Origin of the sequence: Flavobacterium taihuense (assembly GCF_019351435.1) — a bacterium.
Taxonomy (GTDB): Bacteria; Bacteroidota; Bacteroidia; order Flavobacteriales; family Flavobacteriaceae; genus Flavobacterium; species Flavobacterium taihuense.
The window spans coordinates 401,668-419,828 of the sequence record NZ_JAHWYN010000001.1 but is presented as its reverse complement, the minus strand read 5'-3'; the positions used below and the strand labels follow the sequence as shown (position 1 = coordinate 419,828).

17 protein-coding genes and 1 tRNA gene are annotated in these 18,161 nt (G+C 35.1%); 6 read left to right on the top strand and 12 right to left on the bottom strand.

Annotated elements, in window-relative coordinates:
• Nucleotides 1–46 precede the first annotated feature (46 nt).
• The gene (locus tag KZH69_RS01690; RefSeq protein WP_219315725.1) at nt 47–1,639 is read left to right on the top strand and encodes a L,D-transpeptidase family protein; all 1,593 of its coding nucleotides are present in this window, start codon (nt 47–49) and stop codon (nt 1,637–1,639) included.
• 254 nt (nt 1,640–1,893) lie between these two features.
• Here KZH69_RS01690 and KZH69_RS01685 read toward each other — a convergent pair whose 3' ends face one another.
• The 11 genes from KZH69_RS01685 to KZH69_RS01635 form a co-directional block, all read right to left on the bottom strand.
• On the bottom strand, nt 1,894–2,208 hold the full coding sequence (locus KZH69_RS01685) for an HPF/RaiA family ribosome-associated protein (protein WP_219315724.1): 315 nt from the start codon (nt 2,206–2,208) through the stop codon (nt 1,894–1,896).
• A gap of 161 nt (nt 2,209–2,369) precedes the next feature.
• Nucleotides 2,370–2,801 (bottom strand): very short patch repair endonuclease, encoded by a 432-nt coding sequence (locus tag KZH69_RS01680; protein WP_219315723.1) that lies wholly within the window; start codon nt 2,799–2,801, stop codon nt 2,370–2,372.
• Between the two features lie 78 nt (nt 2,802–2,879).
• Nucleotides 2,880–3,503, bottom strand: coding sequence for a hypothetical protein (locus KZH69_RS01675; protein WP_219315722.1), 624 nt, complete (start codon nt 3,501–3,503; stop codon nt 2,880–2,882).
• The gene (locus KZH69_RS01670) at nt 3,500–4,579 is read right to left on the bottom strand and encodes an HpaII family restriction endonuclease (RefSeq protein WP_219315721.1); all 1,080 of its coding nucleotides are present in this window, start codon (nt 4,577–4,579) and stop codon (nt 3,500–3,502) included. The genes KZH69_RS01675 and KZH69_RS01670 overlap by 4 nt, the downstream gene beginning before the upstream one ends.
• On the bottom strand, nt 4,576–5,841 hold the full coding sequence (locus KZH69_RS01665; protein WP_219315720.1) for a DNA cytosine methyltransferase: 1,266 nt from the start codon (nt 5,839–5,841) through the stop codon (nt 4,576–4,578). The genes KZH69_RS01670 and KZH69_RS01665 overlap by 4 nt, the downstream gene beginning before the upstream one ends.
• Nucleotides 5,838–6,059: a helix-turn-helix domain-containing protein gene (locus KZH69_RS01660; RefSeq protein ID WP_219315719.1), complete on the bottom strand. Its 222-nt coding sequence runs from the start codon at nt 6,057–6,059 to the stop codon at nt 5,838–5,840. Before KZH69_RS01660 ends, KZH69_RS01665 begins: the two co-directional genes overlap by 4 nt.
• Nucleotides 6,060–6,511: 452 nt before the next feature.
• On the bottom strand, nt 6,512–7,033 hold the full coding sequence (locus KZH69_RS01655; RefSeq protein ID WP_219315718.1) for a threonine/serine exporter family protein: 522 nt from the start codon (nt 7,031–7,033) through the stop codon (nt 6,512–6,514).
• Between the two features lies 1 nt (nt 7,034).
• Nucleotides 7,035–7,808, bottom strand: coding sequence for a threonine/serine exporter family protein (locus KZH69_RS01650; RefSeq protein ID WP_219315717.1), 774 nt, complete (start codon nt 7,806–7,808; stop codon nt 7,035–7,037).
• 521 nt (nt 7,809–8,329) lie between these two features.
• The gene (locus KZH69_RS01645; RefSeq protein WP_219315716.1) at nt 8,330–10,459 is read right to left on the bottom strand and encodes a prolyl oligopeptidase family serine peptidase; all 2,130 of its coding nucleotides are present in this window, start codon (nt 10,457–10,459) and stop codon (nt 8,330–8,332) included.
• A gap of 340 nt (nt 10,460–10,799) precedes the next feature.
• Nucleotides 10,800–11,048 (bottom strand): GIY-YIG nuclease family protein, encoded by a 249-nt coding sequence (locus KZH69_RS01640; RefSeq protein WP_219315715.1) that lies wholly within the window; start codon nt 11,046–11,048, stop codon nt 10,800–10,802.
• A gap of 45 nt (nt 11,049–11,093) precedes the next feature.
• Nucleotides 11,094–11,167, bottom strand: a tRNA-Ala gene (locus tag KZH69_RS01635).
• A gap of 127 nt (nt 11,168–11,294) precedes the next feature.
• Here KZH69_RS01635 and KZH69_RS01630 point away from each other — a divergent pair.
• Genes KZH69_RS01630 through KZH69_RS01615 form a run of 4 tightly spaced genes read left to right on the top strand, consistent with a single transcriptional unit; the run spans nt 11,295 to nt 15,472 of the window.
• Nucleotides 11,295–12,053, top strand: a complete 759-nt coding sequence (locus KZH69_RS01630) for an enoyl-CoA hydratase/isomerase family protein (protein ID WP_219315714.1) — start codon at nt 11,295–11,297, stop codon at nt 12,051–12,053.
• Between the two features lie 2 nt (nt 12,054–12,055).
• Nucleotides 12,056–12,226 carry a hypothetical protein gene (locus tag KZH69_RS01625; protein WP_219315713.1) on the top strand — a complete coding sequence of 57 codons (171 nt, stop codon included), beginning with the start codon at nt 12,056–12,058 and terminating at the stop codon, nt 12,224–12,226.
• 20 nt (nt 12,227–12,246) lie between these two features.
• On the top strand, nt 12,247–13,251 hold the full coding sequence (locus KZH69_RS01620) for a hypothetical protein (protein ID WP_219315712.1): 1,005 nt from the start codon (nt 12,247–12,249) through the stop codon (nt 13,249–13,251).
• Nucleotides 13,211–15,472 carry a hypothetical protein gene (locus KZH69_RS01615; protein ID WP_219315711.1) on the top strand — a complete coding sequence of 754 codons (2,262 nt, stop codon included), beginning with the start codon at nt 13,211–13,213 and terminating at the stop codon, nt 15,470–15,472. The genes KZH69_RS01620 and KZH69_RS01615 overlap by 41 nt, the downstream gene beginning before the upstream one ends.
• Nucleotides 15,473–15,696: 224 nt before the next feature.
• On the opposite strand, the gene KZH69_RS01610 is transcribed toward KZH69_RS01615, so the two are convergent.
• Nucleotides 15,697–16,380, bottom strand: coding sequence for a ComF family protein (locus tag KZH69_RS01610; protein WP_219315710.1), 684 nt, complete (start codon nt 16,378–16,380; stop codon nt 15,697–15,699).
• A gap of 95 nt (nt 16,381–16,475) precedes the next feature.
• On the opposite strand from KZH69_RS01610, the gene KZH69_RS01605 reads away from it, so the two are divergent.
• Nucleotides 16,476–18,017 (top strand): glycine--tRNA ligase, encoded by a 1,542-nt coding sequence (locus KZH69_RS01605; protein ID WP_219315709.1) that lies wholly within the window; start codon nt 16,476–16,478, stop codon nt 18,015–18,017.
• Nucleotides 18,018–18,161: the final 144 nt, after the last annotated feature.

Here is an 18,161-nt window from a genome sequence, read left to right as displayed (position 1 = left end):
CTTTTTTTTGTACATTTATAATAGTAATCTCTAATTCATCCCCTCTATGAGAAAATCTATTGTGTTACTTACCCTCTTTATTTTTTGCTCCTCTCTTTCAATGCTTTCCTGCAAAAAAAAAGATAATGCTTCTTTAAAATTACCCATTACAATCAATGCTTCCACTAAAGTCAAAAGTCTGACACCATTCGACAGTACCTTAGTGCACTCTTTTTTTATAAAATATCCAGCACTTCAAAAATACCAACAAGAGACAACCGAATGCTATCGAAAACGCAATTATCAATACATTTGGTTCGATACCAAAGGCCTGTTGGAAGTAAGTCATTTACTATATAATAAATTAAACAATATGGAAGATGAAGGAATAAAAGCCGTCATTCCATACAAAGAAAAACTGGACTCTCTTTTTCAGAATGCAACCGAAAACCAAAAGGCTACCATCAATGATGAATTGTTGCTTACGTCTTTTTATTTTTTTTATACCCATAAAGTTTTAAAAGGGATAGACGACAAAAAAACTGCCGAATTGGGTTGGCACTTGCCTCGAAAAAAGAAATCCTATGTTAACTATTTAGATTCCATAATTGCCAATCCTTCTCTGATTGATAAAAATGAGAAAGAAGTGCTGGGACAATATTATAGGTTGAAAGAAGTGCTTCAAAAATACAGAAAAACACAAAAAGACAATTCCTGGAATCCGATAGCATTAGATTCCAGCACCACCGCTTTGAAGCTTGGTGATTCATCACAGACCATTGCACAAATCAGACAACGGTTATTTATTCTTGAAGACCTTTCGGCCGACTCCAAAAGTGCTATATACGATGATGTTCTTGCTATAGGAATCTTAAAATACCAAAACCGTAATGGCCTACTCGAGAACCCAATTATTACCGAAAAAATCATTGCCTCGCTAAATGTGCCAATTGAAGACCGCATTAAAACCATTACCGTCAATATGGAACGTTGCCGATGGATCGATGTTGATGTTGCTAAAGCCAAAGAACTAATTGTGGTTAATATTCCATCTTATCAATTGACTTATTTCAAGGAAGGAAAGCCGGTTTTGACCTCAAACGTAGTCGTAGGAAAAGACATGAACAAAACCGTGATTTTTAGTGCCGATATGCGCTATATTGTTTTTAGTCCGTATTGGAATGTACCCAAAAGTATAATCGCCAAAGAGATTAAACCTAGCATAGCCAAAAACCCAAACTATCTGTCCCAACACAATATGGAATGGTATAATGGGGGCATTAGACAAAAACCGGGCCCCAAAAACTCATTGGGATTAGTGAAATTTTTGTTTCCCAACAACAATTCCATTTACTTGCACGATACCCCTTCCAAAAATTTATTTAACGAAGAGAAAAGAGCTTTTAGCCACGGTTGCATACGAGTGGCCAAACCCGTAGAACTCGCAAACGAAATCCTAAAAGACGATAAAAACTGGACTCCCGAAAAGATTGATGCCGCCATGCATAAAGGGAAAGAATCCTGGTACACGCTCAAGAACAAAATCCCCGTTTACATCGGTTATTTTACGGCTTGGGTGGATAACGAGGGTGTTATTCATTTTTATGACGATGTGTACCAAAGAGACGATCGGTTGGCAACGATGCTATTTGAGGAATAACCCTGAATTAAGAAATAGCCTATGTATTTTACTGATCAAACGGATTTATACAGATTATTTATTCCCGATTCAAAAAGACCATATAAAAATTTCCGTGAGAAATCAGCTAAATCTGTGATATCAGTGGGCAATTTACCATTGCAAAAGTAAACTGACATGATCCTATAGGAATCTAGAATATACAACCCTCAATATAAAACAAATGAGGCTATCCCAAAAAGACAGCCTCATTTTATAGGTAATTTGATAATTTGCTAGTGCGCTTTTTGTTTATCGAATGTAGTGCTGAGTACTTTCTTGATTTTGTCTAAGGCACCGTTGAATGCTTTTTCGATAGAATCGGCATGTTCCGTAACAGCGATAGGTTGCATATTGGCTGGACGGGCTTCGATAAGACAGCGCTTGTCTCCAAAACCTGTTTTAGCACTATTTTCATCTCCAAAATGCACTTCGATACGAGTCACTTTATCATCAAAACGAGATAACACTCTTTCGATTTCACTAGAGAAATAAGATTCTAATCTTCCGCTACCTTCTACATTATTGTCTGTGTTGATTTGTACTTTCATATTCTTACTATTAATTAATTTTTAATGCTATATCTCAAAGTTAGGAAATTTTCGGCTCCTTTTTGGCTTTTTAGTAAAACATTATGAAAGAAAATAGCCGTTTTTTGATTTAAATACAGAAGTGTCTGAAAACGAAAAAGATAGTGATTAGTGAACCGTTTTTAGTGATTCGTTTTGCTTTCCAGTAAAGCAATTTCGTGTTCGATTACAGCAATACAATTCTCTAGATTTTTTTCGATTTCATGACTCCAAAATCGAATTACTTTCCAGTTTTGAGCTTCCAGATAATTGTTTACCTCAACATCTCTTTGAATGTTTCGTTCTATTTTCTTTTTCCAAAACTCTGTATTGGTTTTAACTTTGTCTTTTTGGGTTTCCCAGTCTTTGCCGTGGAAGAATTCACTATCGACAAATAGGGCTAATTTGAGTTTTTTGAAGGTTAAATCCGGTGTGCCAAATACAGTTCGATTGTTCTTGCGGTAGCGGTAACCAAGATGCCACAAAGCTTTGGCCAAGCGCACCTCATCTTTGGTATTGGTGGAGCGAATGGCAGACATGATTTTGGAACGTTGAGATGGAGTGATACGATCCATAGCATAACAATTTAGAAATTGCTAATTAAAGTTAGGGAGATTGTTTGGAATACTTTACGAGAACAAACAAAATCTATCTTAGTTAAGATCTAAAACCTTCTCTCTTGTTATAATTTGATTGCTCTCAATTACTTTAACTGTTGGAGGATCGGAAAATTTATATTGTTTTAATTCATTAATCAAATCATTGAATTCATCGCTGGTGGCTACCACAGCTTTATCAAGTCCAATAACATCCCCACTTTTAATTTTCTCTTTCACTTTTTTTGCCTCACTAACATCAAGAGTCACTAAATAGCATAATGCTTTTCTATGAACATATTTTAAAGCAATAGCTTCAAGATCTGCTTGTTTATATCTTTCACGCAAACTGGTCTTTGCTGAGATACATATTGGACCTCGCTCTTTCGTATAAAACATCAAATCATATTTTACATTTGGTACGAACGCAACATTGGCATTTAAATATAATGGTAAAATATTTTCACGAACACATAAAGTCGCTAGAATATATTCAAATACCTTTCCATTAAGATTTTTGTTTTCTTCAGGATGCTGTTTATATGCTTCCCAATAAATCGAAATGTACTCGGACGGTTTGTCGTATTCAATATGTAAAAAATTTGGAAATAGACTATCAAATATAATATTGGCTTTCCCCTCTTCTCCTACAGTTATACCTAGTTGATTCAGTTTACTCATTTTATAAATCGTATTTGTAAATTCAGTTTGAAAAACAATTCTTCATTTTCTTTGTAAACCACACCAAACCCATGCCTTGAAGAGCTTGCAGTGTCCAGTTTTGTGCTATTTATCAGATAGTTTTCAAATTCGTTTTTGTTATAAATATGATAGCATAAAACTTCGCCATCTTCCTTTACTATTAAATAACCTCCAGTTGCATCATACTCTCCAGACCAAACTTTCGAAGGCATCATTCCTAAAGCTATATCCGTCAAAAGTCGCTTAGTTTTGTATGCATAGAATTTATGCTTATTTGAGATGTCAAAATTCAAAGGATTATCCTCTTCTACTTTTGAAATTAAATCGATAATTTTTGAAGAATTACTTGTGTAAAAATTGTAAATTATGCTTGCTAAGATCTCTGGAAGTAAACTATCAATTAAAATCAGATTATTTGAAAAAACTTTCTGTTCTGTTTCGACAAATTGAAAGATCCCTCCTTTATTTACTACGAATTCAATTCGGTCTTTTATTTTACTTCTTGTATCAATGGCATTAATGATATCTATTTCATCTTGATTGAGATTTAATCCATTAATTTTAAAAATAAAGTTGGTTGTTTTCCCAGCATTAAGAAGGGTTGAAGGATTTCCTAATTGTGATTTTATGCTAAACCCAAGAGTTGGTTGCTGATTTGTCCTTTGATCGTGAACAACAATTGTAATGTCAGTTTTAGCACTAGAATCTGCCTTTAACGAAATACAATTAATACTAAGCATAAACTGTTCAATCTCTGGTATAGAAAAAGTAGTTTCTCGGTTAGATTTAATTAAATTCAACAATGAAATAGCTTTGTCCTTAAACTCTTGAATAGGGATTCTTAAAACTTCTCGATTACCTGAAATTAAAACAATGTCATCCTGAATAGAATATTCAAAATCACCATTTGTTCCTGAACGCAATATTTTAATAATAGGATAAAAAACATTTTTTATTTTTAATATATTTTCATCTCCAGGTTGAAGAATCTTATCCCCCAAAAGTTTAAATAAAGTATATATTTCACTCCATTCTCCTTTATTTCCTGTTATCATAATTTGGCTTTTATCAATTCAATAATTTTTTCAGCTGTTGCCTGTATGGCAGGAACTGCAACAGAATTGCCAAATTGTTTATAAGCAGAAGCGTCTGCAACTGGGATAATAAAATTATCTGGAAAACCTTGTAATCTAGCCCATTCTCTAGGTGTCATTTTTCTGATTCCTTCACGGTTAACTTCTCCCTTAATATGAGTTGTCGGAGTAAAATCAGTTATTCGTTTATCTATTACAAGATTTCTTTCTCTTCCCATTCCTCCCACTAAAATTGAATTGGATATTTCATCATCTTTAATAATTGCGAAACCAAATCCATTTCCTTTATCAGCATGTCTCGCTTTATGATTAATCAGAGTTTGTAAATACTGAGTTGATAAATAGTATTTAGTAGGAACAACTTTCTTTTCCTTTACGTTTTTAAAAACTACTTTTTCCTCAAAAGGCTCAGGATATTCAAATGAATTTATGTTTAAATCTTTTCTAAAGCCTACAATATAAATTCGTTCTCTATTTTGTGGTACACCAAACTCTTTAGCATTAATTATTTGTGGTTCTGGAACAAAATATCCCAAATCATTTCTCAAAACGTTTAAAATAGTTTCTAACGTTTTTCCTTTATCATGGCTTCTTAACCCTTTAACATTTTCTAAGAAAATTGCTTTTGGTTTCTTTGTTTTTATAATTTCTGCTACATCAAAAAAAAGAGTTCCTCTTGTATCTTCAAAACCACCTCTTTTCCCTGCAATAGAAAATGCTTGACATGGAAAACCTGCACATAGAACATCAAAATTATCTGGTATATAATTTTTAGTGCTTGCTTTTGTTATATCTCCAAAAGGGGTTTCTCCAAAATTTGCTCTGTATGTTTTTTTAGCATTTTCATCCCATTCGCTTGTAAATACACACTTTCCTCCTAGATTTTGCATTGCCATTCTAAATCCACCAATTCCTGCAAACAAATCGATAAACTTGAAAGTGTAATTTTTTGGAGTTGGAAAAGGAACATTTTCTACTTCAAATAACAATTGTTGTAATGCTACATCAGAAACAATATTTAAATTTTCTTCTTGATTTTTGTATTCAACAATTTCATTTAAATAAATTTTAGCTTCTTTTTCATAGTGTTTTTTCACACCATTATGATAATTATGAAGATAATGGGTCACTACAGCTTTTTTGTTATCATCTTCTTCCAAAGTTCGAATCTTAAACTTTTTTCCATCAAACTCTTCTATTGATATTTGCTCTTTCATTTTCATTTCTTAAAATTTAATTCGTTAAAAAAAGTCGCAAAATCATTATCCAATGCGAGGATTATTTTTTCCATAATTTCTATGGAGACATTTCTTTTTCCTTTCTCAATATCAGAAATATAGGTTCTGTCTACATTTGAAATATTTGCCAAAAATTCAATAGAGAATCCTTTCTGCTCTCTTAGTTCTTTGACTTTAAATCCGAATTTTTCTTTTATATTCATAGTTTATAAAAATAGTTTCGTGAGGACAATTGACCTGCTTACAATTGTCCTCATTCAAGATTAGTTTTCAACGTGTTTTCAGACCAAAAAAAAACACCAATCTCTCGACCGATATTTTTTCCAAGGTTTTGATATTTTACAATTGAATCACTTTAGTTCAGAATTTTACGCTATAACCCCATCATTGGCGTTATGGAGACCATCGTTGGGGTTCAGGAGACCATGCATGGCGTTTGAGACCTCATAGATGGCGTTGTACAACCCCATTTTTGGCGTTCTGAACGTCAACTTAGGGTTTCAGGACGCCAAATTTGATGTTCGAAACGCCATGCATTGCGTCTAAGGCTTATTTTATCAACAAAAATGTTGATTGAAAAAGGAAAGGTTTCAAAATATTTTAAAAAAAACGCCAATCTTTCGACTGGCGTTTTGAGGTTTACAAAAGGTTTATTTTAATTTTCTTCTTCTAAATTTTCGAGTTGTTTTTCTAAAACAATATCGGTTTTAATTCGCTTCACGGTTTCCTTACGGGTGATGAGCAACGGGATGGCAACCCCTGCCGCCAATGCCAAGATGATAAAACAAGCCGAAAGACCGTTCTTTACCGTTTCAAAAAAGAGTTTGGTATAAACCTCTGGATCTTGTTCGGCGGTCAATTTCATCACTCCTACCATCGCTTTGTAGGCAAAAAATCCCGGAATCATAGGTATTAATGCCGGCAGCGCAAAGGTCATAGGTGGGGCCTTGCGGTAATGTGCTGCCAATACACTCAAAAAACCAATAAGACTAGAACCACAAAGGGCCGCAAAAACCAATCCGCTTTCAAGTGAAATCAAATAAAATTTAAGCAATCCACCCAAAGCGGCAATGATGTAAATAATTCCTAAAGTGCGGCGGGGTACATTGAACAGCACAGCAAAACCAATACCGGCACAACCCAACCATATTCCTTTTTCTAATAATGCAAAATCCATTTTAGTGTAAATTAAAAATTAATAATGAAACCATCAATCCCAATGCAATGGCAAAAGCGATAACCAAAACGTTTACGCCTCTGGTGGTTCCGTTTAGTATGTTTCCGTCAATCAAATCCGAAAAAGAATTGATCATAGGCACTCCCGGAATTAAAAACAATACCGAAGTGGATAATGCGTGTATAAATTCGCCTTCGGGGTTCCAAAACGAATAGAGCCCCACCAAGAAGGAAGAGGTTAAGGCTGCAAAAAAGATACACAAATAAAAATTGAATTTGAGTTTCATGGTTTCCTGTCTCACAAACAGCCCCACGAAACTTCCTGAAAAACACAGAATCATTTCGATTAATCCACCTCCAAATAATCTACAAAAAGAGGCTCCTGCCAAGGCCACCAAAAATAAAACGGCAAATCTTGGATATAATGGTTTTCGGTCCAATAATTTCATTTCTTTATTAATGCGCTCCACAGACCATTTTTCTTCAACAATTTTCCAACTCATCGTACTGATGTCTGAAATGAGATTAAAATTGAGGTGCATGTTGGGCACCCATTTTACACTGGTAAAAGTTTTGATGTGATCTTTATACGTTAATGTAATCATCAGGGCATGGTTGGTAATCATTAAATCCGAATCGCAACAAAATGCACTAGCTATTCTGCTAATGGTAACTTTGACACGTTCGGTATTGGCTCCCGAAACGATAAGTAAGGATCCAATTTCCAGGAGCATTTCTCCCAGTTCATATTTGTTTGGTTTTGCAACTATTTCCATATAAATGCGGTTGTTAATTTTACTCTCAAATTTACGGATTTACACCCTTTAAAAGACTGATTTAGCCCCCTAAAACATTAATTTATTTAGAAAATAAATAACAAGTGATTTCCATCGATTTCGCTTGTGGTTAAAAGCAAAAAAAGGGTTCAAAAAAGTGTTGGAGTGTTGTTTTTGGGGTTACTTTTTGACTTTTTGAAGGTCTTTTTTGGGGTTAAGAAACCAGAAAAACGTCAATCGAACGACTAACGTTTACTAAAAGTCTATTTTTTTGGGTGTTATTTTATCGAATCATTATTATTTTCAGATTAAAAAAAGATATTGGTATCTTTTGGATAAACGAAAGGCTTTTTATTAAAAATTATGCCCTAGCCCTGATGGAAGTGAAAAGCCTTTTGAAATAAAATGCCCTTTTTTCTTGAATGAAAAGAGCGACCAGCGGAAGCTCCTTTTTATTCTTAGAAAAAGGGCGTTTTATGAAAAAGCTTGCAGCGTACAGCAGGATCAAGCTCCGTATCAAACTAAGGATTACTTATTGTTGCTAATGTTTTAAATCCCATGTTATAGAGCGTAAAAGCTTGGATGTCGCAAATTTCCTGAATGGTTGCCGCGAGTGATTTTCCAGCTCCATGGCCTGCGTTGATATCGATTCTAATTAAAACGGGGTTCGTTCCTGTTTGTTTTTCCTGCAACTCGGCAGCAAATTTAAAACTGTGTGCCGGAACTACCCTGTCGTCGTGATCGCCCGTAGTGACCAAAGTAGCAGGATATTGAACGCCTGCTTTTATATTTTGGACTGGAGAATACGATTTTAGATACTCAAACATTTCTTTGCTGTCTGACGAGGTTCCATAATCGAAAGCCCAACCGGCACCCGAAGTAAAAGTATGGTAACGCAACATGTCCATCACGCCCACGGCCGGCAAAGCGACTTTCATCAAATCGGGACGTTGCGTCATGGTGGCTCCTACCAATAATCCGCCATTAGATCCGCCTCGTATGGCCAGATAATTTGGGGAAGTATATTGCTGCGCAATCAGGTATTCGGCAGCGGCAATGAAATCATCAAAGACGTTTTGTTTTTGCATTTTGGTTCCCGCATCGTGCCATTTTTTGCCATACTCTCCTCCTCCACGAAGGTTGGCTACGGCGTAGATGCCACCATTTTCCATCCAAACGGCATTCGAAATACCAAAACTTGGCGTCAAGCTAATGTTGAATCCACCGTATCCATAAAGAATGGTTGGGTTGTTTCCGTCGAGTTTCAAACCTTTTTTGTGTGTGATTATCATTGGAACTTTGGTTCCGTCTTTGGACGTATAGAACACTTGGGTAGAAACGTAATCCTCGCTTTTGAAATCTACTTTCGGTTGATCATACACCTCCGATTTTCCTGCTTTTGGTTCAAACGAATAAATCGTCCCCGGTGTGATATAATTGGTAAAGGAATAATAAAGTGTTTTTTCTTCTTTTTTGCTTCCAAATCCAGCAGCTGTACCTAATCCCGGCAATTTAATTTCGCGCACTAATTTACCCGAATACTCATATTGCTTCACTATAGAAACGGCATCTTTCATATAATTGGCAAAGAAATATCCAGCTCCAGTTGTTGGTGTCAAAACATTTTCGGTTTCGGGAATTATGTCTTTCCAATTCTCTGGTTTTGGGTTGTTGACATCCGCACTTACAATGCGTTTGTTGGACGCATTTAAGTCGGTTTCTATAAATAATTTTCCGCCTTCGTTTTCTATGATGTTGTTATCACTGTTGAAATTGTCTACAATCGTTACGATAGGACTGTTGGGTTTGGTCAAATCCTGAATGTACAATTCGTTTCCGTAAGTAGAATTGGAAGCAGTAATCACTAGATAATGGTTGTCTTCGGTTACGCTTCCGCCTACATAACGGCGCTTTTGGTCTGCGCCAAAAATTACTTTGTCATCCTTTTGAGCCGTTCCTAATTTATGGTAATACAATTTATGCTGGTCGGTTTTGGCCGATAGTTCGCTTCCTTCTGGTTTGTCATAACTGGAATAATAGAATCCTTCGTTTCCTTTCCAAGCTATACCGCTAAATTTTACATCCACCAAAGTATCTTCTAATTTCTTGAAAGTATTGACATCCATCAAAATTACTTTTCGCCAGTCGCTACCGCCTTCGGAGATAGAATAGGCTACTTTCGAACCGTCTTTTGAGAAATCGACTCCGCCCAATGAAGTGGTTCCTAATTTTGAAAAGGTATTCGGGTCCAGAAAGACTTCTTCTTTGCCTTTGGCATCTTTGCGATACAAAACCGCTTGATTTTGCAAGCCATTATTTTTGTAATAATAAATGAAATTCCCTTCTTTGAACGGTGCGCTTATTTTTTCGTAATTCCATAATTTTTCAAGTCTGGCTTTCAAAGCCTCTCTAAAAGGAATTTGATCCAAATAATCGTAGGTCACTTTGTTCTCCTCTTTTACCCAAGCAGCTGTTTCCGCCGATTTATCGTCTTCAAGCCAACGGTACGGATCATTTACTTTGGTGTCGAAATACACATCGACCGTTTCGCTTTTTGCAGTTTTGGGATAAGTTATTGGAATTGGTTTTTGGTTTTGCCCCAAAGAAACCATTGAAGTAGATACAGCCATCAGAAATAGGATTTTTTTCATAAATTATTAGGTTAAGTACCTAACAAAAATATGGAAAGATTTAGGAAATTGGAGTTAAAATTTAGCTTGAGATTAAAAAAACTAAAATTTAAGGATACTATTAATGTTTTACTGAAGACATTATAGACAATCATTTTTTTCAAACTATTAAGAAATTAAGATTCATTAAGAAAGACCGTGAGACTTAATGAGTCTTAATTTCTTAATGGTTCAATATTTTTAATTTTTAGTTAACTTTTTTCAGAACAAGGCATAAAAAAACCCAAACAATGTTTGGGTTTACTGTGTGGAGAATATCGGATTCGAACCGACCACCTTCCCGATGAAAAATCGGGACGCTCTAGCTCTTATTCACTATCAAATTTTCAATATATTTTCTACTTTTCATCTTTTTAATTTGCAATTCCCTTTGACAGGCTTCACTTCTGGTAACGAAAGTTTCAAAATATTTTAATTCCCAATCTTTAGCAACTTTTGTGTATTTACTTCTGCTATTCAAATGATCTTGAAGACGTACTTCAACGTCTTGACAAGAACCAACATAATATTTATTAAGTGTAATCGAATAAATAATGTAAGTGTAGTACATAAATAGATTAGGAATAAAAAAACCCAAACTATGTTTGGGTTTTTGTGGAGAATATCGGATTCGAACCGATCACCTCTTGCCTGCCAGGCAAGCGCTCTAGCCAAATGAGCTAATCCCCCAACTGTGGCGCAAATATAACATATAATTATAGGAATATGCAAATTTCAAAAACACTATTCTTTTAAAACCAAAAAAATAATAATTTGCTTCCATTCCTTTTTTTAACTTTACATCAAAATACACCTTATGATTACACCTGATAAAAACGGAACCCTCTTAACAACCATAGCGAACAAAATTGCTACGGTGCAATTTGGTCATCCTGCCAGTAACTCTTTCCCAAGAGTATTGTTGGATCGTTTGACCAATGAACTTACTTTTTTGAGTGACAATGAAGAGATATCTGTAATCATTTTAAAAAGCGAAGGAACAGGAGCCTTTTGCGCTGGCGCTTCTTTTGATGAATTATTGGCGGTTAGTACTCTTGAAGAAGGCACTCGCTTTTTTTCTGGATTTGCCAATTTGATTAATGCGATGCGTTCTTGTAAAAAAATAATCATAGGCCGAATTCATGGTAAGGCCGTGGGAGGTGGCGTAGGTATTGCTGCTGCTTGTGATTATGCACTGGCAACTACTGAAAGTAGTGTAAAATTATCCGAATTGGCCATTGGGATTGGTCCATTTGTGATTGAACCTGCTGTAAGCAGAAAAATAGGAAAAATAGCGATGTCCGAAATGACTTTGGCAGCACACGAATGGAAGACAGCTTTCTGGGGACATCAAAAAGGACTATATGCCAAAATACTGGAAACACAGGAGGAGCTGGATCAAGAAGTAACCGCTTTCTCCAAAAAATTATCTCATTACAACCCAGATGCTCTTTACGAAATGAAAAAAGTGTTTTGGGAAGGTACCGCACATTGGGATAAATTACTAAAAGAAAGAGCCGCAATCTCGGGAAAACTAGTACTTTCTGATTTTTCAAAAAACGCTTTAATCAAATAACAATGACAGCTTTTATACTACTGCTTCAAAAAATAAACATTGAAGAAAAAATTAAAAATGCTCCCAATGAAGGATATCAAATCGGCGTTCTTATCGGATCCTATCTTCCCTTTGTTATATTGGTTTTATTAGCCTATTGGACTTATAATAGTGCAAAAAAAAGAAAAGAGTAATATCTAAAAACAATCTCTCTTTGAAAAAAATAATTCTTTTTGGTGTTATCCTCACTTTGTTTATATCCTGTCAACAACAGGAAAAGCCTGCAATCTCTTTTTATTACTGGAAAACCATTTTTAGGCTTTCGCCAAAAGAAAAAAACTGCTTGATTACAAACCAAGTCAAAAGACTTTATATTCGCTATTTTGATGTCGATCTGATTGAGCAAACTCAAATGCCTTATCCCAGAACTCCGATTCGTTTTGAAACCTCAACTGCTAATTTTGAAATTATCCCTGTCGTGTACATCAAAAACAAGGTGATGCTCGACAAGAAATTAAACGTGTTGGACTTGGCTCAAAAAACAAATAGTTTCATTCAACAAATCAACTCAAAAAAGAACATTGCCATTCAGGAAATCCAAATCGACTGCGATTGGACTTTGGCGAGCAAAGACAATTATTTGCATTTTATAGAAGCTTTTAAAAAGGTTTCAAAAAAGAAACTTTCAGCTACCATTCGTTTGCATCAGATAAAATATTTTAAAAAAACAAAAATCCCAAATGTAGATCGAGGTGTACTGATGTATTACAATATGGGTAAAATAGCAACCGATTCTTTAAATTCAATATACGATCGCAATATTGCCACCCGTTATTTATCAAGTCTAAAGAACTATCCTTTGCCCTTTGACATAGCATTACCTATTTATTCTTGGGGGATCCAAATCAGGGACGGAAAAATAATTGGGCTTAGAAACAAAATTGATGCCCATAATTTAAAAAATAACAGTAGTTTTGTTCTTACAAAAAATAATTGGTTTACCATTACACGTTCGAACTTTCAAGACGGTATTTTTTATAAAGAAAATGACCAATTAAAACTAGAAACAATAGCAGCAAACGATTTGTTCGAAATGGCAAATGATCTTAAAGAAAACACCACACAAAACCCGAAAGAAATTATCTTTTACGATTTAGACGAATTCAATTTAAAAAATTATGAAGAAGGCCTTTTTAAAAAAGTTATTGATTGCTTTTAGCGCACTTACCCTTTTGGTTTACGGAACTATCTATGCTTGTTCCGATGGCGATTGGGGTTGGTCATTTGATTCCAACTTTACACCCGAGACTTTTGTCGACAAGTCCTATTCCCCTCTTTTCTTATCTACGGATGTTTTTTACGGAATTGGATACGATACAGAACATCTTACAAGATTCAACTCCGAAAACATTAAGGATTGGTCTACCTACCTAGAAGGAAAAATCGACGAAAAAGATTTGACTTTTTTCCTGACCGATTCAAGTAGTACGGATGTAGCCGATTTAGTCGTTTATTACAAAAAAGGAAAATCCAACAAATGGACTGATAAATGGAACAAAAAAATTAAATTAAACGACAGCAAGATAAAAGACTTTCTTTTGTTTTTAAATGATGCGCAAATTGTAGAAACGTATTCTACCCAAAAATACGATTCATGGAATTATGACGAAACAGTAAAACCAGAAGTTTTATCAGACCTCAATTGGATCAAAACATTAGAAAAAAAATACAACGAAACCAAAGATCCATTCCTGAAAAACCGCTATTGGTTTCTTATAATCAAAGCTAACTTTTACAGTGATCAACAAATAAATGGAGTTACTTTCTTTAATCAAACGGAAAAAACAGTACCAAAAAATACCTTATATTATAGAGCATTGGCCTATATCGCTGGAATTGAATACAAACAAAAACACTTTGCCAAATCCAACTTTCTCTACAGTCAGGTTTTTGACAAATGCCCAACTATGCGAGTAGTTTCGGCCTATTGTTTTCATCCACAGGAAGAAAAAGACTGGCAGCAATCTCTTTCCATGACAAAAATTAAAGAAGAGAAAGCTGCTCTTTGGGCCATTCAGGGTTATTACAATGACGAAGAAAAAGCCATTGCCGAAATCTATAAATTGCAGCCCAAAAACCAGCACCTTGATTATTTATTAACCCGATTAATTAACAATCAAGAAAACAAAATAGACCAATCGTTCAAAGACAAAACGGTTCTTGAAAACAAAAAAAGAACCAAAGACAGCATCCACAAGTCAACCATCAATTTGGTTACCAAAATTGCAGAATCCGACAAGACAGCAAAGCCCTATTTATGGAATGTGGCGGCAGGCTACCTTGAAACCCTAAACGGAAATTTCAAACAGGCCGACAAGGATTTTGACAAAGCAGAAAATATAATGCCCAAAACAACTTTGGCAATAAATCAAGTAAGATTGCTAAGATTCGTTAATAACCTAAGCAAAATTGACCAGTTGAATCCAGAAAACGAAAAAACGATTCTAGCTGATTTATCTTGGTTGTATTCAGAGTTACCTAAAAATGCCATTGAGAATTTCCGTTATGAAAATGCTACCGCATGGAGCAAAAACTATCTAGCAGCATTATACCGTTCACAAAAAAACACCGTGATGGCCGAAATTTTTAATCACGAGTCTGGTTTTTATGACAATGAAAAACAACTGCTCGCCATGAAGGCTTTCTTATCCAAAGCAAACAAAACCGAAATAGAAAAAATTGGCGCCACTATTTATGAAATCAAACTAGCGGATATTAATTATTTTCAAGGAGTTAAAGCAACTTTTCAAAACAAAATCCCAGAAGCTATAGCATTTATGAAACAAGCTGACGGATTGGAAAAAACAGTTTTTTATGGAAATCCGTTTCTAGGAAACATCAAAGATTGTCACGACTGCGACCATCAAGCTCCTCAAAAAAAGAAATACACCATGCTGGATTTCTTGACCATTATCCAAAAAATGCAAGATAATACCGCTAAGCAAGTCGATCTGTATAACAACAATCTTTTACTTGGAAATGCCTTTTACAACATCACCCATTTTGGTAACGGCCGACTGTTTTATGAAGGAAATATTGCGGGAGAAGGCTCTACACCTGATTTTTTCAGAGATCCAATTCGGGACATGATTACCAATTGCTCTTTGGCGAAAACCTATTATGAAAAAGCATTTATGGCTACAAAAAACAACGAACAAAAAGCCAAATGTCAATATATGATTGCCAAATGTGAACGTAATGATTTCTACAACAAAAAATACTATTCGCTTAATTTATCCACTTGGGACATTCAGGATGACCAAATCAATTTTATCGCTTGGCAAGGTTTCAAGAATCTAAAAGCCAATTATTCGAAAACCAAATATTATCAAGAAATCATCAATGAATGTGGGTATTTCAAAACCTATGCACGAAAATAGTTTTCAAAATCATTAGGGAGTCCCCCGTTGAGAAAAAGGCCTTATTTATGACAACGGTGGTACAGCCCTTTTTCTCAGCGGAGTCGGCTATCTGGGCTACTTCGGTAGCTTCCGTCAAATGAAACTCACTGAACTCCGATGAAAATAAATTTATAGTGAAGTAATCCCTCACTCAGCTTTTACAACATCTTCTATATTTTAATCTAAATTATATTCAAGGAAAATCAAGAATGTGCCATTGCCATACAAAGAATACTAATCTTTGCTCCGGGAATTTTGAGCAACGCTTTCGAGCAAGCTTCAAGAGTCGCTCCTGTGGTTAATACGTCATCAATCAAAAGGAAATGCTTGTTTGTGTCTTCTTCGCTGAAAGCTACATCAAAAACCGTTTCAATTCCTTCGATTCTACCCAAAAGATTTTTTTTGGACTGGGTTTTAGAATATACTTTCCGCATTAAAATGGAATCACTCAAAGGAATTTTAAAATTCTCGGACAAGGCCATTCCAAAATTGGTAACTTGATTATAACCGCGTTCTTTCAAACGTTTTTTATGCAATGGAACAGGAATAATCACATCTATATTTTTTATCATTGCAGTGTTCTTCAAATCGGCAGCATACCATTCTCCTAAAAAAGTGCCAATTTCTTCATGTCCTTTGTATTTTAGATTATGAATTATTTCCTGAACCATTCCTTTTTTATGGAAATACAATAACGCTGAAACATGTTCGACGGGAATTCGGCCATAAAACTTTTTGAACCCTTCATTTTCGGGATTCAAATGATGGTTAGTCAAAGGCAATTCATGTCGGCAAACCGTGCAAATTACATATTCATTTGCACCTATAAATGTTTTACAACAAGCACAAACCTTTGGAAAAAACAAATTAATCAAGGAATTAAGCATAAAAAAATTTATTTATCCATAAAAATAAGAAAATCACCATTTCTAACTTCATTTTTTTCTTTTTTTAATTTCCCTTTTTATATTTTTGCACTATTATGGCAAAACAAGAAGATTTATTTAAGAATGTAGTTTCGCATGCAAAAGAGTACGGATTTATTTTTCCGTCTAGCGAAATATACGATGGTTTAAGTGCTGTCTATGATTATGCACAAAACGGAGTAGAATTAAAAAAGAACATACGCGAATATTGGTGGAAATCGATGGTTCAAATGAACGATAACATCGTAGGACTGGATGCGGCTATATTGATGCATCCAACCACTTGGAAAGCATCGGGTCACGTAGATGCCTTCAATGATCCATTGATAGACAACAAAGATTCCAAAAGAAGATACAGAGCCGATGTACTGATTGAAGATTATGCTGAAAAGTTAAATCTAAAAGCAATCAAAGAAATCGAAAAAGCACGTGCTCGTTTTGGTGACGCTTTCAACGAACAAGAGTTTGTGACCACCAACGCAAGAGTTATGGAATACAAAGCTAAAGAAAGACAAATTCTGGAAAGAATGGGTCGCTCTTTAGGAGCTGGTGATTTAGACGATGTAAAAGCATTAATCGAAGAATTAGAAATTGCTTGTCCAGAATCTGGTTCCAGAAATTGGACCGAAGTACGTCAATTCAACTTGATGTTTGGTACCAAATTAGGCGCATCTGCTGATACCGCTATGGATTTATACTTGCGTCCGGAAACCGCTCAAGGAATTTTTGTGAATTTCTTGAATGTACAAAAATCAGGAAGAATGAAAGTGCCTTTTGGTATAGCACAAACTGGTAAAGCCTTCAGAAATGAAATCGTAGCGAGACAATTCATTTTCCGTATGCGCGAGTTTGAACAAATGGAAATGCAATTTTTTGTTCGCCCAGGCGAAGAAATGCAATGGTACGAGCACTGGAAAACCACTCGTTTGAACTGGCATTTATCCCTTGGTTTAGGAAAAGAAAATTACCGTTTTCATGATCATGAAAAACTAGCTCACTATGCCAATGCAGCTGCGGATATTGAATTTAATTTCCCTTTTGGTTTCAAAGAATTAGAAGGAATTCACTCCAGAACTGATTTTGACCTAAAAGCACACGAACAGTTTTCAGGAAGAAAATTACAATATTTTGATGCCGAATGGAATCAAAATTACGTTCCTTATGTGGTAGAAACTTCAGTAGGACTGGATAGAATGTTCTTGGCTGTTTTTGCAACTTCATTAAAAGAAGAAACATTGGAAGACGGTTCAACCAGAACAGTATTGAAATTACCTGCGGTTCTAGCACCTACAAAAGCTGCCGTTTTACCATTGGTTAAAAAAGATGGATTACCGGAAATTTCCAAAAAAATCATTGATGATTTGAAATGGGATTTCAACGTGGCATATGATGAAAAAGATGCAGTAGGAAGACGCTACAGAAGACAAGATGCACTTGGAACTCCATTTTGTATCACAGTAGATCACCAAACAATCGAAGACCAAACGGTAACCATTCGTCATAGAGATACGATGAAACAAGATCGTGTAGCTATCGCCGACTTGAAATCAATCATAGAAAATGAAGTTTCTATGAAAAACTGGTTGATGAAAATGTAACTATCCAAATATATTTTAAAAAATGCTTCTCGATTGAGAAGCATTTTTTTTGTTTAAAATTTAAAAAAACGTGTATTCCAAATATATGTATTTAATTTACAACTGAATAGTATTTAATTTTTCAATTGCTTTTTATCAAATTGC

Coding starts and splice junctions, on each gene's coding strand:
- KZH69_RS01690 (WP_219315725.1), top strand. CDS start 47: ATGAGAAAATCTATTGTGTTACTTACCCTCTTTATTTTTTGCTCCTCT.
- KZH69_RS01685 (WP_219315724.1), bottom strand. CDS start 2,208: ATGAAAGTACAAATCAACACAGACAATAATGTAGAAGGTAGCGGAAGA.
- KZH69_RS01680 (WP_219315723.1), bottom strand. CDS start 2,801: ATGGATCGTATCACTCCATCTCAACGTTCCAAAATCATGTCTGCCATT.
- KZH69_RS01675 (WP_219315722.1), bottom strand. CDS start 3,503: ATGAGTAAACTGAATCAACTAGGTATAACTGTAGGAGAAGAGGGGAAA.
- KZH69_RS01670 (WP_219315721.1), bottom strand. CDS start 4,579: ATGATAACAGGAAATAAAGGAGAATGGAGTGAAATATATACTTTATTT.
- KZH69_RS01665 (WP_219315720.1), bottom strand. CDS start 5,841: ATGAAAATGAAAGAGCAAATATCAATAGAAGAGTTTGATGGAAAAAAG.
- KZH69_RS01660 (WP_219315719.1), bottom strand. CDS start 6,059: ATGAATATAAAAGAAAAATTCGGATTTAAAGTCAAAGAACTAAGAGAG.
- KZH69_RS01655 (WP_219315718.1), bottom strand. CDS start 7,033: ATGGATTTTGCATTATTAGAAAAAGGAATATGGTTGGGTTGTGCCGGT.
- KZH69_RS01650 (WP_219315717.1), bottom strand. CDS start 7,808: ATGGAAATAGTTGCAAAACCAAACAAATATGAACTGGGAGAAATGCTC.
- KZH69_RS01645 (WP_219315716.1), bottom strand. CDS start 10,459: ATGAAAAAAATCCTATTTCTGATGGCTGTATCTACTTCAATGGTTTCT.
- KZH69_RS01640 (WP_219315715.1), bottom strand. CDS start 11,048: ATGTACTACACTTACATTATTTATTCGATTACACTTAATAAATATTAT.
- KZH69_RS01630 (WP_219315714.1), top strand. CDS start 11,295: ATGATTACACCTGATAAAAACGGAACCCTCTTAACAACCATAGCGAAC.
- KZH69_RS01625 (WP_219315713.1), top strand. CDS start 12,056: ATGACAGCTTTTATACTACTGCTTCAAAAAATAAACATTGAAGAAAAA.
- KZH69_RS01615 (WP_219315711.1), top strand. CDS start 13,211: ATGAAGAAGGCCTTTTTAAAAAAGTTATTGATTGCTTTTAGCGCACTT.
- KZH69_RS01610 (WP_219315710.1), bottom strand. CDS start 16,380: ATGCTTAATTCCTTGATTAATTTGTTTTTTCCAAAGGTTTGTGCTTGT.
- KZH69_RS01605 (WP_219315709.1), top strand. CDS start 16,476: ATGGCAAAACAAGAAGATTTATTTAAGAATGTAGTTTCGCATGCAAAA.